The 17,009-nt window shown below is 38.5% G+C and carries 9 protein-coding genes; all 9 read left to right on the top strand.

Annotated elements, in window-relative coordinates; genetic code table 11:
- Window positions 1-4 precede the first annotated feature (4 nt).
- Window positions 5-1,321, top strand: a complete 1,317-nt coding sequence (locus DFQ04_RS07090) for a phenylacetate--CoA ligase family protein (RefSeq protein ID WP_133554086.1) — start codon at window positions 5-7, stop codon at window positions 1,319-1,321.
- A gap of 470 nt (window positions 1,322-1,791) precedes the next feature.
- Window positions 1,792-3,447, top strand: coding sequence for a hypothetical protein (locus DFQ04_RS07085; protein WP_133554084.1), 1,656 nt, complete (start codon window positions 1,792-1,794; stop codon window positions 3,445-3,447).
- Window positions 3,440-4,501 carry a lipid II:glycine glycyltransferase FemX gene (locus DFQ04_RS07080; RefSeq protein ID WP_166637274.1) on the top strand — a complete coding sequence of 354 codons (1,062 nt, stop codon included), beginning with the start codon at window positions 3,440-3,442 and terminating at the stop codon, window positions 4,499-4,501. The genes DFQ04_RS07085 and DFQ04_RS07080 overlap by 8 nt, the downstream gene beginning before the upstream one ends.
- The gene (locus DFQ04_RS07075; protein ID WP_133554080.1) at window positions 4,498-5,694 is read left to right on the top strand and encodes a glycosyltransferase family 4 protein; all 1,197 of its coding nucleotides are present in this window, start codon (window positions 4,498-4,500) and stop codon (window positions 5,692-5,694) included. The genes DFQ04_RS07080 and DFQ04_RS07075 overlap by 4 nt, the downstream gene beginning before the upstream one ends.
- Entirely contained in the window at window positions 5,691-6,572 is an 882-nt protein-coding gene (locus tag DFQ04_RS07070; RefSeq protein WP_133554078.1) for an NAD-dependent epimerase/dehydratase family protein, read from the top strand. Before DFQ04_RS07075 ends, DFQ04_RS07070 begins: the two co-directional genes overlap by 4 nt.
- Window positions 6,572-7,606: a glycosyltransferase gene (locus DFQ04_RS07065; RefSeq protein ID WP_133554076.1), complete on the top strand. Its 1,035-nt coding sequence runs from the start codon at window positions 6,572-6,574 to the stop codon at window positions 7,604-7,606. The genes DFQ04_RS07070 and DFQ04_RS07065 overlap by 1 nt, the downstream gene beginning before the upstream one ends.
- Entirely contained in the window at window positions 7,607-9,454 is a 1,848-nt protein-coding gene (gene asnB, locus DFQ04_RS07060) for an asparagine synthase (glutamine-hydrolyzing) (protein WP_133554074.1), read from the top strand. It abuts the gene before it with no gap.
- A 122-nt stretch (window positions 9,455-9,576) separates the two neighbouring features.
- Window positions 9,577-10,545 (top strand): glycosyltransferase, encoded by a 969-nt coding sequence (locus tag DFQ04_RS07055; protein WP_133554072.1) that lies wholly within the window; start codon window positions 9,577-9,579, stop codon window positions 10,543-10,545.
- A gap of 296 nt (window positions 10,546-10,841) precedes the next feature.
- On the top strand, window positions 10,842-17,009 hold the full coding sequence (locus DFQ04_RS07050; protein ID WP_133554069.1) for a PKD domain-containing protein: 6,168 nt from the start codon (window positions 10,842-10,844) through the stop codon (window positions 17,007-17,009).

Below are 17,009 nucleotides of genomic sequence, written 5' to 3'. Positions count from 1 at the left end.
ATAGGTGATTCGTACTAATTTTTTTCTTGAAAAGGTTGTTCTTCCTCTTTCTGATAGATTCAACCATTCTCCATTTTATGCAAAACTGCTAGATTGGAGAAGAATAAGTGTATTGGATAAAGATCAACTGGAATCCTTACAAAAAGAAAAGTTAACTAAGATGCTGTCTTTTGTAAGTCAACATTCTGAATTTTATTCTCTTCAGAATATTGCCAAAAGTCGAGACCCTTACCATTGGCTAGCTTCTTTTCCGGTTCTGAAGAAAGGAACATTCAAGGAAAACTTAAATTTTTTTCTGACAGCTCCCAATGATAATCAGCTGACTTCAATCATGTCATCAGGCTCTTCAGGGCCACCATCAAAGGTGTTCTTCAATAAAACTGAATTGGCAAATAATAGGGCCATTCAAATATTGTGGTGGGAATGGGCAGGGTATAAGTTCGGAAATTCTTTGCTTCAGACAGGCGTAAATATGAAGCGCTCAAAAGAGAAAAAGATCAAGGATTTCTTGCTTAAAACTCGATATATCGACGCAATGAGCCATTCAGAGGAGGAGATTTTGAAGGAACTTGCTTACCTATCAAAAAATCCCAAAGATCACTTCGTGGCATACGCATCCAGTTTGTACCTTTTTGCCAAGGTGGCTTTGGAGAAAAATATTACCGGAGTCAAATTCAAATCTGTTATTTCCCTAGGCGAAAAATTACTCCCAAATTTCAGGGATACCATAGAGAAAGTATTCTCATGTAAGGTTTTCGATACTTATGGGGCTTCTGAAGGTTTCCTAATTGCCAGTCAATGCAAAGCGGGAAAATACCACATCATGACTCCACATCTCGTTTTGGAGGTATTAGATGAAAGAGGTAATGAGGTAAATCCCGGAGAAATGGGAAGAGTGATATTAACAGGTTTAGATAATTTCACTACGCCTTTGATTAGATATGAAGTAGGTGATTTGGCAGTAAAATCTAAAGATAATACCTGCACTTGTGGTCTTCAATTTCCTATTTTGGATGAAATTATTGGAAGGCAAACTGAATTTATCCTGACACCAAAAGGGAAATACATTACGGTACAAAATGTGGTGAGAGTAATGAAGCATTTTCCTGAAATTGAGCAATTTAAAGTGGTTCAAGAAGAACCTGATACTGTAAATATTATTTACATCCCTGATCCGAAAGTGCTCAAAATCCGTGAGGAAGAAATTCAAAAAATGTTTGAAGAGGTATTCAATGAACCTTTGAAATTTAAATTCCAATCGGTTAAGGTTCTTCCAAAAGCCAAAACAGGAAAATTCCAACTCATTGAAAGAAAATTTTAAATGAATGAAGTGGTTAAATTTTTAAACAAACTGAAGCCTCAATGGGCTGACATGTTAGTTTTTTATTTTCCACAAGATTCCCCAAAAGTGGAGCCCCCAGTAGTAAATGGGATTGATCTCAAAGAGGAAGGAAATGAATTTATTTTTCAGGAAAATGGACTTTTGATCCATAGGAGTAGGGTTTTTTATAAAAGTAATTTCCTGTCAAATTTTAATTTTTCTGGACCTCTTATTACAATTGGTGATTGTTTTACCGATGACCGATACCGCGGGAAAGGTATATATCCCCAAGTATTAAAGTATCTAGGAAGCAAATTTTCTCCTGAAAGACAAGTGTTCATTTTGGTGGCTCCAGAAAATCTATCCTCAATTAAAGGAATTGAAAAAGCTGGTTTTATTTTTTTGGGGAGACTCCAAGGTCTTAGAATTTTAATTTTTTATTTCTTTAAAAAACTTTCGATTTCAAGGCTTTGATTCTAAAAACTTCCTGGAATCTTTTCGATAAAAATGGAGATACCATAGCTCCTGACAAATTTGAAGTCCAGGAATCTATTACTGATTTTAGCTTTGATTTTTCATTGAAATTTCAATTTCAAACGGAAGTTTCCAAAGTATTCTTGGATATTGTATTCCAAAATCCTATAAAGGCATGGAGGAAATTTGATTATTCTTGGAAAAAGCCAAATGACTCATTCTTACTATCTAATATCCATAGCCCAAAAATTTTAAAAGCTCATAATGATCTAAAAGTAGTGGCCATATCCACTTTGGGTTGTTGGGAATATATTTCAAAGGGTAATATTTTGAGATGGCATTTTTTTAATCCCATGCTAAGTCCCAGCCTAATATTTGATCAAAATGATAAGCGCCATTTTCTCCAATTTCAAGCAATCAAAGCTGGAACCAAGATTAATTCTGGACTGATTTGGGGTAAAGGTCTGGTAGAGGAATGGGCCAGGACTCCTCATGGATTTATTCCAACACTTTGTTTTACAGATCACTCGGATTTTGATACTCTCAAAAATCTACAAGTGCAGAGGAGGTTTTTTAAGGATATTGGTTTAAGGACTACCAAAGGATTTTTTTTATACGATTATACTCACAAGCCCGAGAATGCAAGTTTTGAAGATCAAGAATCGCGGGATGAGCTCATTCTATGGGAGCAAGATGGTCATGAGCTGGCCTATCACGCGCTTAGCCAAAGTTATAGGGGAGAAATTAGTGAAATGGAGTTTGATAATTTTGTTTCCCCAAAAGAAATTCAACAGGTAGAAACCTATATAGATCATGGCTTCCACCCTTATAATTACACCAAACAAAAACTTGGGAATTGGGAAAAATGGTATCAACATATGGGTGCAAAGGGGATTCAAAGAATCTGGACCTATGTTGATGCCGGTGAGGCCAATTACTTTAATTTGAATCAAATTAATCCTAAGAACTTCACTTGGCAAAAGATGAGGGAGTCCTCAAATCTGGCAAGGAAAAAAGGATTAAATAGAAAAAGGTTAACTGATCTCAGAAATTTTTTGATGTATGGGGTCTCGGAATCAGTCCTACGAGAAGGGAAGTCTTTAGGAGGTAGCTTTTCAGCATTAAAATCCAATCCTTCTCTTTCTGGGTTTTCAAGATTTACAAGATTAGGACTGAAGTTCATCTATGAATCGTTGCAGCCAAATAGTATTAGGGAGCTTTTAAAAAAATCAAAGCAGGTTTTTCCTGTTAGCACTTTCGGTCCCTTATTTTTTGATTCTCCAAATCAGCAATCCACCTCAATACAATCATTTCAAACTTTGGCGATTCGGGACTTTGATATCGCTTTTTCCGAATTGGCATTAGATGCTTTAAAGGATGAATCCGGGGTCGTTATTGCACATACTTATTTTGCGTATACAGGTCAAAATCATGAGGGAAGGCTTTTTGAAGATGAGAGTTGGAACTTAAGAGTGGAGGCAAAAAAAGGGTTTGAGAGAGTCGGAAAGATGGTTAAGGAAGGAAAACTTTGGAATCCCACTTTAAGGGAAATGCATTCATTTTATAAGCACTTGGAGGAAATAGAATACGAAAAGGTTGGAGAAGATCTTAGAATTAAAAATTTCAAAGGAGTTTCAAGACAAATTGACTAATAATACCTGGATAACGACCACTGAGGATTTTTGGCTGGATAAATGGGATTCCATCCAAAAAGAAAATGTTTCGGGCATGTTTACCCAAACCTCCTCTTGGCTTAAATCTTATATGGCTTATGGTTTTGATTTTGAATTGCTTTTGAAGGTCAATCCCGAGGGAGAAATCTTAGCAGGACTCGGAAATTTAATCGTCAAAGCAGGCCCTTTTCGATCTTATATCTGTCCTTGGGGCCCTTTTTTAAAAGAAGTCAACGACTTTGAAGAAGCTTTGGATCAGTTTCTTTCAAGAGCGAGGGAATTAAAATCCTTCTTGGCCCAATTAAATCCCGGTGTTTTTGATTTAAACTCTAATTGGAAAAAATCCTTAGAGGGATTTAAGTTTCAAGAAGGTGATATCTTAAAAAAAATTTACGCGCCTCAACATTTCAATTTGATTCAGTTGCCCGAGCAATCAGAGCAAGAATATGAAAAAATACTTTTGAAAAGCTTTTCAGAAAATGCAAAGAGAAATATCAAAACGGGTTTAAAAAACAACCTTATCCTTCATCGGGTAAAAACCAAAGAAGAGCTAAAAAATGCTTATCAATGTTTTGAGAGTAATGCAGCTCGGGAAGGATATCCCATTCGTGCTTGGGAGGATGTTGAGGAATCTTTGGAAGATGCCGTTCAAAAGGAAAACTCAATTCTTTTTTATGCTGAAATCGAAGGGCAAATTATTGGATCCATTTGGGCTGCAAAGGGAGGAAAAATGCTTTCCTACATCATGGGGGGAGTAGACCGTACCGAAAAAGACTTCAAATTAGGCCATCTTTTGCAATGGAAATGCATGCTCGAAGCAATTGAACAGGGGTATAGCCAGTACAATATTTCTGTTGGAGGAAGCGACGGAGTGGTTCGATTTAAAAATAGTTTTTATCCAACAACCCAAAGCACTCATGGGCCTTTTTATAAAGTTTTGGACCCTTTGAAGTTTTCTATTTTCAAATCTGTTTTCCCATTTTTTGAGAGAAATAAGAAGCTGGCAGCAAAAATCTTAAAACTGATTCGTTGAAAATCCTTTATTTCTATCAGTACTATTCCACACCCAAAGGATCTTGGGGAACTCGGGTTCATGAGTTTGCCAGAGAATGGGTCAAGCAAGGTCACCAAGTACAAGTGGTAAGTTCAATCTATTCCAAGTCAGACTTAAAAGCCGAAAAGTTTATTGAGCATCAAAATTTTGAGGGAGTAGATGTAACGGTAATAAATGTCCGAATAGACAATAAGCAGCCTTTTTTAAAGAGGATTTTTACTTTTATCGCCTATGCCGTTTGTTCCATTTGGTATGCCCTGACTGCTAAGGCTGATTTGGTTATAGCTTCTTCAGGGCCCATTACAGTTGGAATCCCAGGTTTGGTAGCCAGATATCTCAGGAGGAAGAAGTTGGTTTTTGAAGCAAGGGATCTTTGGCCAGAAGGAGCGATAGAGCTAGGTTTAATAAAAAACCCACTTCTTAAGAAAATAGCCTATGCTCTTGAGTCTAGATGTTATAAGGCCTCAAGTTTGGTAGTTGCCCTATCTGAAGGAATGAGAAAGGATATCCAAAGAAGATTCTCAAAGGTAAAAGTGATTGATGTTACCAATGCAGCCAATATTCCTTTGTTTTCTACCCCGGCTCCATTTGATGGAAAAGGACAAATAGAACCCAAGAAATACCTGATTTATACTGGTAACATAGGGGAAGTCAATAATTCACTTTGGATACTTGAAGCTGCAAAAATTCTAAAATCTGCTGGAAATACAGAATACAAGATTTTGATGGTTGGGGAAGGTCAACAGAGAGAGTTTATTGAGCAGCAGATTTTGAAATTAAACTTGGATAACTTGATGATCTGGGGGCTAATGCCTAAACATAAATTAGTTGGTCTGATCCAAAATGCTGTGGTTTCTTTAGTTCCTCTAAAAGGTACGCCAGTTTTGGACACCTCCTCTCCAAACAAATTTTTCGAATCACTTTCAGCAGGAGTTCCTGTTGTCCAAACTACTCAAGGATGGATGAAGGATTATTTAAAAAAGCATAGAGTTGGTTTTACTTTAAATCCCGATGATCCGAATTCCTTGGTAGATTTTATTCTCTCGCTTAAGGAAAGGGAAAAGGATTTAACCGAAATGGGAGATAGGGCGAAAACTTTGGCTGCAAAGGAATTCAGTACAGAATTTCTTGCCCAAAAAATGTTGAATGGATTGCTAGAAGCCGCCCGATGAAAATCCTTATAACAGGAGGGAGTGGGTTTTTAGGTAGGATTATGGGAGAAAAGCTCTCCTCTTCTCATGAAATCATTTCATTAGGAAGAGGAAAAAGCAATTCAATCAGTTGTAATCTTAGCACCTCTATTCCTGAAATACCAAAAGTAGATGTAATCGTACATGCTGCAGGAAAAGCTCATGTAATTCCAAAATCTGAAATTGAAAAGCAGGAATTTTTCTCGGTTAATTTAAATGGCACTTCCCATCTGCTTAAAGGAATCAAAGAACTTCCTCAACTTTTTATTTTTATAAGTTCAGTGGCCGTTTACGGAAAAGAAGAAGGGGAAGAAATTAATGAGGATTTCCCTCTTCTAGGTGAGACTCCCTATGCAAAAAGTAAAATTGAAGCAGAATCCCTTATCCAAAAATGGGGCGAGGAAAAAAAGGTTCCTGTTGTTATTCTAAGGCTACCACTACTTATTGGGCCTAATCCACCTGGAAATCTTGGTGCGATTATTAAGTCGGTAAAAAAAGGCTACTACTTTCGCTTAGGAGATGGAAAAGCCAAAAAATCCATGGTTTTGGCCAGTGATGTAGCCTTTCTTATCCCCACTTTATTGAATAAAACAGGAGTTTACAACTTGACAGATGGGGTTAACCCTAGCCTTGCAGAATTGGATCAAAAAATTGCTTCTCATTTTGGAAAAAGTGTTAAATCCTTTCCAGAAAAGCTTCTTTATTCCTTAGCCAAAATTGGAGATGCCTTTTCCTTTTTTCCCTTAAATAGCTACCGGGTAAACAAGTTAGCGCTTACATTAACCTTTTCTGACCAAAAAGCGAGGAAGCAATTGAACTGGAACCCTAAACCGGTTCTGGACCATTTATTTGAAGATTAATGCGAATATTATTTTTAGGAGAAACCTACCGAGCAGATGCTCAAACCTGGATAAGAGGAATTGAAAATGCATCGGGAATTAGCATTGAAACGAAAGAGATCCCAAGAACTGGGGGAAGAATTTCGAGGATGGTTCATGCCATTAAGTTTTTATTATCTCTGGCTTTTTCCAGAACTAAATATGATCTCGTGCTGGCGGAAAGAGCGACCAGCTATGGTTTTTTCAGTCTTTTAGTCAATGCCAAAGTTCGTGCAGTTGCCCAGCAAGGTATATCTGATGTATGGCCTGAACATGGATTTGCGGGTTGGTATAAGGGAATATTACAAAGCTCAACATATAAAAAGGCGGATTTAATTCATGCCTGGGGTTATGTGATGACTTTTGCCATGATTACTTCTGGTGCTACTCCTTCAAAAATTTTGGTCAGGCCAAAAGGTCTTGATTTAAGAAAATTTCAATTTGAGGGGATGGAGAGAAAAAAAGCCAATCTCGCCATTGTTACCAGAAGTCTTTACCCGATTTATAGGCATTCAGAAATTTTGGAGGCCATTTCAATTTTGAAAAGAAAAGGAATTGAATTGTCCTGCAATATGGTTGGGGATGGTGAAGAGTTGGCAAATTTAAAATCGATTACCAAGGCATTGGATCTTGAGAATCAGGTGAATTGGTTGGGGAGAATTCAAAATGACGACTTACCCAATTACCTTAACCAAGCTCAGCTCTATATCGCTGTCCCAGAAACAGAAGGAGTTTCTGCCTCCTTATTTGAGGCTATGGCCTGTGGATGTTTTCCAATAGTAAGTGATTTGCCTGCAAATCGTGCCTTTATTCAATCGGGTAAAAATGGCTTTTTGGTGCCAGTTGGCGATTATACAGCATTAGCCCATGCAATTGAAAAATTTCTGAATAATACTGAGTCGTATCATGAAGCTATTCATCAAAACAGAATATTTATTGAAAGAAATTGCAATTTGAAACTCAATATGGAAGACTTTTTTACTAGATATTCTCAACTATTAAACCAAAAAGCATAGATGTGCGGAATAACCGGTTTTTGGAATAAAAACAGAAAACCAGCTTCTCCTTTGGTGCTCAGAGCCATGCGGGATTCCATGATTCACCGAGGGCCTGACGCTGGGGGAGAATTAATACTTGAGGATTTGGCCTTAGCCCATCGTAGGCTCTCAATTCTGGATTTATCCGAAGGTGCAAATCAACCCTTTCATTCTCCTTGTGGTAGATTCCACCTGGTCTTTAATGGAGAGATTTTTAACTATCAGGAATTTTACCCAGAGCTGAAGCAAAAAGGATTTGAATTTCACACCACATCGGATACTGAGGTGCTGCTTTATCTTTTGATGAGTTATGACTTGGGAGTTCTAAACCGCTTAAATGGCTTTTTCGCCTTTGCATTTTGGGATAATCAAGAAAGAAAGCTTGTACTTGTTAAAGACAGATATGGAGTAAAACCTCTGTATTGGACAGAAACCGAGGAAGGACTTGCTTTTGGATCCGAACCAAAATCTCTATTTCCTTGGGGTTTGGAGAAAACCATGGATGAGACCCAATTGGATGAATTGTTTTTTTATCGACATGTGAGCGGTCCAAATACAATTTTCAGAGGAGTTAAAAGATTCTTGCCGGGGTATTACCAAGTTTGGAAAGATGGAGTCATTCTCGAAAGAGAAGAGAGATGGTACCACCTAGGAGAAGAGTCTGCCAAACATTCTGAAATAGCTGATCCAAAAAAATGGTATGAAGAGACTTTTTTGGATTCAGTTCGCCTGAGGATGATTTCAGATGTTCCCGTGGGGACTATGCTAAGTGGAGGATTGGATAGCAGTAGTATTTTATATGCCCAGCATCATCTAGGTTATAAAGACTTAAGCAGCTGGAACCTTAAGTTCCCGGGTTTTGAAAAAGATGAATCCTCTCTGGCTATGAGACTGAGTGAACTCTACGGGGTGGAATACAATGGCTATGAGTTTGTAGGTGAAAAATTAGCGGATTTACTCACCGAAATCATCCTGGTAAGTGACGAACCTTTAATGCATTTTACCGATAGCGTGTTACTCGGTCTTTCCAAGCAGGCTAAGGAAAAAGTAACCGTTTTACTTACAGGAGAAGGTGCTGATGAACTAATGGCGGGATATGTACGGCATAAGGTATTTGGTGATCCTGCGAGATATCGATTTCTGCAATTCCTGAAATATATCCCTGAGAAATATTTGGGGCAGGAGAGGCTTAAGAAAATGAAGCGCTACCTCAGTTCTGGAAATCCTGATTTCCAATTAATGACCAATGCCAATGAGCTTTATCTTGGAGACCTAGAGAAATTGGGTTTGGAGTTCATAAACGTTCTGCCAGAATATCGAATTCAACTTTTGGAAGAAGCGAAGAAGTATTACCCTGGTGATCGCTTACGGCAATTACTTTATCTGGAAATGCATACTCACCTGTGCAGTCTGAATGATAAAAACGATAGAACTACCATGGGTGCTTCTATTGAGTGCAGGGAGCCATTTTTGGATTATAGGTTGGTGACAGGCTTGTTCAGTTTAGATACCAAATATTTCTCTACTTCAGGAAAGGGAAAGTGGATGTCAATGAATACGATTGGGAAAAAACTTCCGGATTTTATCCAGAATCATGAAAAGGTTGGCTTGGCTATCCCTTGGGCAAAATACATGTTGGAAAATCCTATATTCCGTGACCATTTAGAGCATATGGAGTATAGTCCAATGTTTAAATCAGGATGGATGACCTATCTTAAAGTGAAAGATTTGGTTTCTGATTTTAAAAAGGATCCTATTAAGAATTATCCTATCATGCGATCTCTATTTTTTAATTCCTATTGGTATAAAACCCAATTTGAGGATTGAAATGGATCAGAACGCTTAGGAATTTCCCGGTTAGGTATAATCTCCCATAAGGAATTTCAGAGACTAGTGCTGTTGATTTCTAATTCTTTATTCCGTTACTCTTTCCCCGCAAAAAATTTAGAATGTCGATTTCTTCGAAAATAGAATTACTAAATATTCCCAATTTCTATTCATCCTACTATGTGTTAGGTTTTAGAAAAACAGGGAATCTGATTTATAAACCGGATAAAAAATTCTCAAAATTCAATAATAGAGGGTTTATTATTTTTAGGGTTGAGGGCAAAATTGGAATAATTGATAATCATGACCCTGTTGGTGTTGACCAGGAACTTTACGAGGCATGTGATTTGTATTTTGCAACCAATAAATTATTGGGACACTCTGGGTATGAACAGGAAAAAGTAAGGCCAATCTTTCCTCATTTCCCTGTAAATATCTTATCCACCTATATTCAACTCTTTGGGAAAGATTTACTTTTCAAATTAAAGCCTAGAGATCTTGCCAGAGAAATTTATGTTTTGAGTTCAAGACCAACCTACTCGAAACTTCCAGAAGCTTATACTTATGGAAATTACATTTTCTTTTCAGGCAGTACTTGGAAAAAAGAACCTTGGGCAAATCAAATCAGAGCAGAATTTATCAGAGCTTGTAAATCAAAGGAAGGAATTGAGTTCGAGGGAGGATTTATCCCAAGGTCAGATGGGAATAACTTTGGATTTGATCAGGAATTGAATCAAAAGAAATATTCTCCTAAAGAGTTTTCAAACCTCAGCGCTAAATCTTTAATTAATTTGAATAATCCTGCCGTTCTTGGAGCGGTAAGTTGGCGATTGGCGGAATACTGGAATTTTGGAACATTTGTTCTCTCATTCCCTTTTGCAATTGATTTGCCTATAGCCCCGGTACATGGTGAGCACATCCATTATATTTCCAGTTCCTCAGAATATGCAGAGGTTTTGGATTTTGTACAAAAAAATCCTGAATACCACCAAAAGATAGCCAAGGGTGGTAAATCTTTTTTTGATCGCCATTGCACCCCCCAAGCTCAATCAGAATATATCTTAAATACAATTCTTGGTACAGGAAACTAATTAAAGAGTATATCATTTTATTGACATTGAAAAAGCCGCAAAAGCGGCTTTTTTGCATTATTTTAGCCTTTGTGAATGGATTTTAGGATTGGGCAAAAGTTTAGGATTAATGATTCGAATAAAGTTCCTTTGGTATAATTATTGACAAGATTTTTAACGTCAAAAAAATAATTCAAACTGGAAAGCTTAATAAACCCAAGCACCTGGAAATCAATATGATGGGAAGATCAAAGATTTAAAAAATAAATTGTTTAATTTTTAAATTAGGTCTCCATCGTTAGGTTAACGTAGGATAAATGAATGTTTTAAAGAACAATCTTCTTTTTTTGTTCCTTCTCCTTTTGGTTTCATTAGGTTGGGTTGGAGAATCGCTTTCTCAGGTAGTTATTATTCCCCGGGATGGATTTCCTTACTGTGAGCCCTTTACCAATTCTACTTTTAGACCCAATACGGTTGTAGACGGCGTTCCGAATAATCCCATTTTGACTGGTGGAGGGAATGGGGTGCTCCAACTAACTCCGGACGACTTTGATCAAAGAGGCTGGGTATACGTTGATCTTCCCTTTTCTTCAGCCTATGGGATCAAAGCTTCTTTCGAATATTTCGCCTATGGTTCAAGTCCCATTAATGAAAAAGGGGATGGATTTAGCTTCTTCTTATTTGATGGTTCTATAGATGCATCCACCTTCGAGATTGGAGGTCTGGGAGGGTCTTTAGGTTACTCTCCTTTACGCTACTCATCAGATAATAACTTCCTTGGAGGTTATGGTTTGAAAGGGGCCTATATGGGTATTGGGCTAGATTCTAGAGGAAATTGGGGAAATAACTTTGAAGGAAGGTATGGGGGATTTGCGCAAATTCCTCCTTCTCCTTTTGCTTATGGTTCGGGTTTAGGAGGTGCCTTGATTCCCAAATATCCAAATTCTATTGCTATTCGGGGTCCAATTGATGCTTTGGATGTACAACGAGATAATGGAATGACTGGCTTGGGAGTTGCACCATCTCCACTAACATTTCCTCAGCCTCTTCCTGGCTACCAAAGTTATCCTTTTGTTGACGGGAGGATATTAAATAATGATCCCACAGATGGAGGATTCTTTACCGGATTACCGGGTAAGTTTTTCTTGCCATCGAGTCAAAGATTTACAGTTGCTTCAGCTTCAAATTCAAGGGTGACGGATTGTACTGTTGACGGATACCGAAAGGTCTTTATTGACCTAAGACCAAATGGGGCAGGTTCTTACACCATTTCGATGAGTATCCTAGCCACCTTCAATGGTTCTCAGCAAGTAGTCCCGATTTTCACAAACGTACCTTATCCATACGCCGCCCCACAAAACTTAAAAGTTGGCTTTGCTGCTTCTTCAGGGGCTTTTAAAAATAGACATGAGATTAGAAATGTAACCGTAGAGGTTTCTAGCATTGACCCTGCTTTGGCACCAAATCCGCCTAATTTGAATGAAAAGGTTTGTTTCAACGAGAATTTAACCTTTGATTTTAATGTCTCTCTACCTGCTGACAACCAGTTTATTCGATGTTTGCAGCTTTATGAAACTAATCCGGGACCACCTGATAATTCTCCAAATACAAATGGAGATCCAGTAGTTGGAAATTGCGGGCTTTCAAATGTTTGTATTGAAAAATGTAAGCCTGAAAATAAAAAAATCACGATTCCTGGAGTTGGTACTTTTGAATCGATTTTAGATGACTTAACCGATCAAAACTTTGGCTCAGAAAGGAGCGAAGCAAAAATTAAATTTATTCCTGAGCCAGGCTTTTTTGGTACTCATACAATTTATTATACAGTTATTGATAACTACGGATTGACCTCAATGCCAAAAACTGTAACTGTTACAGTTAATCCAACTCCTAAAATTGACGGCACTGAGACAATTATAGGCCCAACTTGTAATGGTCAAAATGATGGAACCATTTCCAATGTAATAGTAAAGGATTTAGTGCCTGGTTATCAGTTTGTATGGAAAGACCAGGCAGGAAATATTTTGCCAGCTGCTAATTACACCAAAAGCGAAACTACCTCCAACGGCTATATCAGAGCTACCTTAGGAGTCACAAATGTAAACCTTGGTAAATATTACTTAACCATAAATAACCCTGCTACCAATACGGCATGCGAGGATACTTTTGAATTTGAAGTAAAAGATGTGCGGGGTACTCCTGTGGAGGTAGTACTGGATGATCAGGAAATATGTCAAGGTACTCCTGTGATTTTTACCCCTCAACTGGAAGACCCTACTGATGCAAATAATCCTTCATTTAAATGGTGGAAAGATAATAATAAGACCCAGCAGATTACTAATGGACTGAGTCAGGGGGGTGTTACGTATACCATTACTGCACCTGGGATTTTGTCTATAACTGGACTTGCTGTCAGCAATGTACCTTATGAGTTTTTTGTTGAAGTGGCAGCAGATGCTTCTCAAAATCTTTGTGCTACTCCTGTAGGTCAATTAAAGCGGGTACAAGTATTGGTTTCGCCTCCATTAGTCATAAATGCCACCATAGTGGATGACTTGTGTCGGGAAAATATTGGACAGATTACAGTAAATGCTTCAGGTGGATTAGGTACATATACCTATAGTATCAATGGTTCTCCTTTCCAATCAAGTAATGTTTTTAGCGGGTTGGCTTTTGGCACCTATACTATTGATGTTAATGCAGGAACCAATTGTATTGGAAGCATTTCTGCAGAGGTGAAAACATCACCGGAAATTATTTATGATTTCAAGCAGGTAGTACAGCCAGCTTGTGGGCAAAACAATGGATTATTGGAGGTTAATTTTTCGGGTGGAACGCCTCCTTTTACCCTTGAATTCTTGAAAAATGGAGTACTAGTGGAAACCACCAATTCTGCGACCTCTACCAAAATTTATCAAAATTTAAGTCCGGGATCCTATGAGGTTAGGATTAAGGATGCGAACTGTACGAAAGTTCTAACTCAGGTCTTGGCAGACAATCCCGGAATTCCAATTTCTGTGGCTCCACTCTCCGATGAATTATGTGAAGGAGATATTGCTTCAATCATCCCAAGCGTAACAACCACCGGGAATGCGGTATTAAAATGGTATAAGGATGCCGCAGCTACCCAGCCAATTACTTCCAGTGCCACTCCAGACGCAAATGGTCATGTATTTACCATCAATAATTCAACTTTAGAATTGACAGTGGGAGGATTGAAAGTAGGAAATTATAAATATTATTTAGTGGCTACTGGACCAGGATATTGTCCAATTCCTCCATTTGAAGCATCAATTAAAGTCCTATCACCAATCACAGCGACTGTAGCTAAGACAGATGAAATTTGTTTTAATGCCAGTGATGGTACTATCGCTGTCACTGCAACCGGTGCTGACGGTAGTTTTGAGTATAGCCTAAACAATGGTGCTTTTGTAAGCTCAAATACTTTTACAGGCCTGGCTCCTGGAAATTATACAGTCACCATCCGAAGTACTGGTCCTAATGGATGTCAGGCTCAAGTAAGCACCACCATTCTAGGACCTCCATCGGCCATCTCTGTAAATACTCCAGCAATTATTCGGAATTCATGTGATCTACCCAATGGTGCTATTGAAAATCTTCAAATTTCTGGAGGATGGGGAGGCTATACTGTAGAATGGAGAAAAGGCAGCCTAACAGGACCTGTGGTAGCAGGAGACCTTAAGGGTGCCCAGAACCTGATTTCAGATACCTATTACCTGATTGTAAAAGACGCCAAGGGTTGCGTGGCGAATTTTAATTTTGTGGTACCGGAAATGCCTGATCCTAATTTTGTGGTTGCACCAGTTGAAGTTTGTGCCGGTCAAGTGGTGACTCTTAGTCCAATTAACACAGTTACAGGTTCTGCCCAAACAGAAATTAAATGGTATAAGGATGCCGCAAAAACCAAGGAAATCACCTCTGGACCTGATAGTACTGATCCTTCCATCAGCTACACTATAGATGTAAATACCGACCAATTGATAATTACTGGCCTGAAGGGAAATAGCACTCCTTATAGCTTCTATTTTAATGTAGTTTGTACCAATCAACTAGTAGAGGCTAAGGCTTTGGTTAGAGTTGTGCCTGCTCCGATTTTTGCCACCGAGCCAGTTTCCTGTTTTGGAGGAAATGATGGAGTAATATCAGTTTCTTCTGGAGGAAATTCTAATTATACCTATTCCGTAAATAATGGAGCAATATTAACTGAAGCTCAACTCAAAGCTCAAACTTGGAAGGCTGGAATTTATTCCATTAAGGTTACCAATCAGGGTTTTTGTGAACAGACTTTTTCAGTTGAGGTCAAGCAACCTGCTTCTGCTTTGGCTATTTCTCCATTGACAAAAGTTGACCCTTCTTGTGGATCGGATATAGGAATTATTACAACACAAATTACGGGTGGATGGTCTCCATACACGGTAACGCTAATTAAAAATGGAGTTGCTACTCCTTCAGTGACGGTTGCTGGACCTACTTTTGAGGCCAAGAATCTTTCTCCTGGAACCTATTCAATCTCAGTGGTGGATAAAGAAGGCTGTTCCATCTCTTCAACGCCAATCACTCTTGTTTATGGTCCTACTAACATTACTGTTCCAAATGTGGAGATTTGCGAAGGAGAGCAGGCGGTACTGATTCCGACCGCTGTGCCGACCGCAACGGGTGCCACTTTTGAATGGTATAAGGATAATAACTTAACTCAGAAAATAAATTCAAGTCCAGTTCCAGATGGAAATGGGCATACTTTCACCATTGCTTCTAATGGTGCTTTGACTGTCTCAGGGCTTTCAGCCAGTAATTCTCCAAGAACATATTATGTGATAATTAAAGGCGGAAATTCTTGTCCAGGTCAAGTTACTCCAGTGCAAGTCAAGATAAATAGAGTTCCAACTCTAGTGAGCCAAATCCAAAATGAAGTTTGCTTCGGAGAAAAAGGTACAATTCGTCTAACTGGTGGTGCCGGTGATGGTGTATTTACCTATTCTCTAGATGGTACAAATTTCCAAACCGGAAACACTTTCTCTGTTGTTCCTGGTACTTATACAGGATACGTAAAGAGTGGTGCCGGATGTATTGTAAGTCTTCCGAATTTAGTGGTTGCTGGACCTCCATCAGCACTACAAATAACTACCCCGACTAAAAAAGACTCCGATTGTAATGCTTCTAATGGAAATGTAGTATTTGATGTCTCTGGAGGGTATGGTCAATATACGATTGACATCTTAAGAAATGGAACTCAAATTTCAAGCAGACCTTTTGCTGGCGGCACCTTCAACTCAGGTAATCTAGCTCCAGGTTCGTATCAATTTATTGTCAAGGATGCTGGCGGATGTATCATTAGCTTGCCATCAGCAATCACTGTTGATGAATTACCCACTCCAATTTCAACTACCGATGATGTGATTTGTGAAGGAGAAACTGCACAGCTTGTTCCTTCTACAACTCAAACTGGAATAACCCCTGTCTATACTTGGTATCAAAATTCAAATGGCACAGGTCAAATTTCATCAGGTACAAGCAATGGAGTAACTTATCAAATAGCACCAAATGGATCTTTAAGCATTTCAGGTTTACAAGGTAGAGATGACGAATATGTCTATTATGTCAAGGTCTCCGGGACTGGAGTTTGTGAGTCCGCTTTAATTCCTGCAAAGGTTAAAGTTTATGATATTCCTAATTTAAGAGTGTCAAACCCATCAATAGTCTGTGATCCAAAAGGTACTGTAGACCTTACCAAGCATATTGAAGGCTTCAATCCATCGATTTATGATTATCAGGTAATCAGTCCAAGTGGTGCTGCGATGAAGATTGATGAAATTGGCGCGGTTAACCAAAATGGAAATTACTTAGTCAGCAGCTCAATAAAGGGAGCTGGATGCTGGACACCAACCCAGAGAATTCAAGTTAAGATTGCAGAGGAAGAATTGATTTCAAATTTCGATTATCAAGCTGATCTTGGAGGAGGGAATTTCATTCCAAACGGTGTTGCACAGATTCTAGAGCCAGTCAATTTTAATGATCTTACTCTTGGAAAAGCCATTATTTGGAATTGGGAATTTGGAGATGGAGCTATAAGTTCTGACAGAAATCCCACCCATATTTATGGCAAAAAGGGTTTCTATACGGTTACTTTGACAACAATTGATGCAATCGGATGTATCTCTGTTTTTGAAAGAGTGATTGAGGTGAAAGATGATTACGTCATCATCATTCCTAATGCCTTCACACCAGATGGGTCTAAAAACCTTTTCTTTAAACCTCAATTCAGAGGGATTGCTACCGTTGAGTATTACATTTTCAATACATGGGGCGAATTAGTATTCCATACCACTAGTGGAGAGGATCCAGGATGGGATGGAACTCACCTTGGTCAAAAGGCTCCAAATGGAAATTATGTTTACCGGGCTTTATTTACTACTCGTTCCGGTGAAAAAATAGAGAGATCTGGTGTATTTATTTTGATTCGCTAA

It is taken from the genome of Algoriphagus boseongensis (assembly GCF_004362805.1).
GTDB classification, from domain to species: domain Bacteria; phylum Bacteroidota; class Bacteroidia; order Cytophagales; family Cyclobacteriaceae; genus Algoriphagus; species Algoriphagus boseongensis.
Note: the sequence above shows the minus strand (reverse complement) of the source record. Positions and strands in the feature narration are given on the sequence as shown.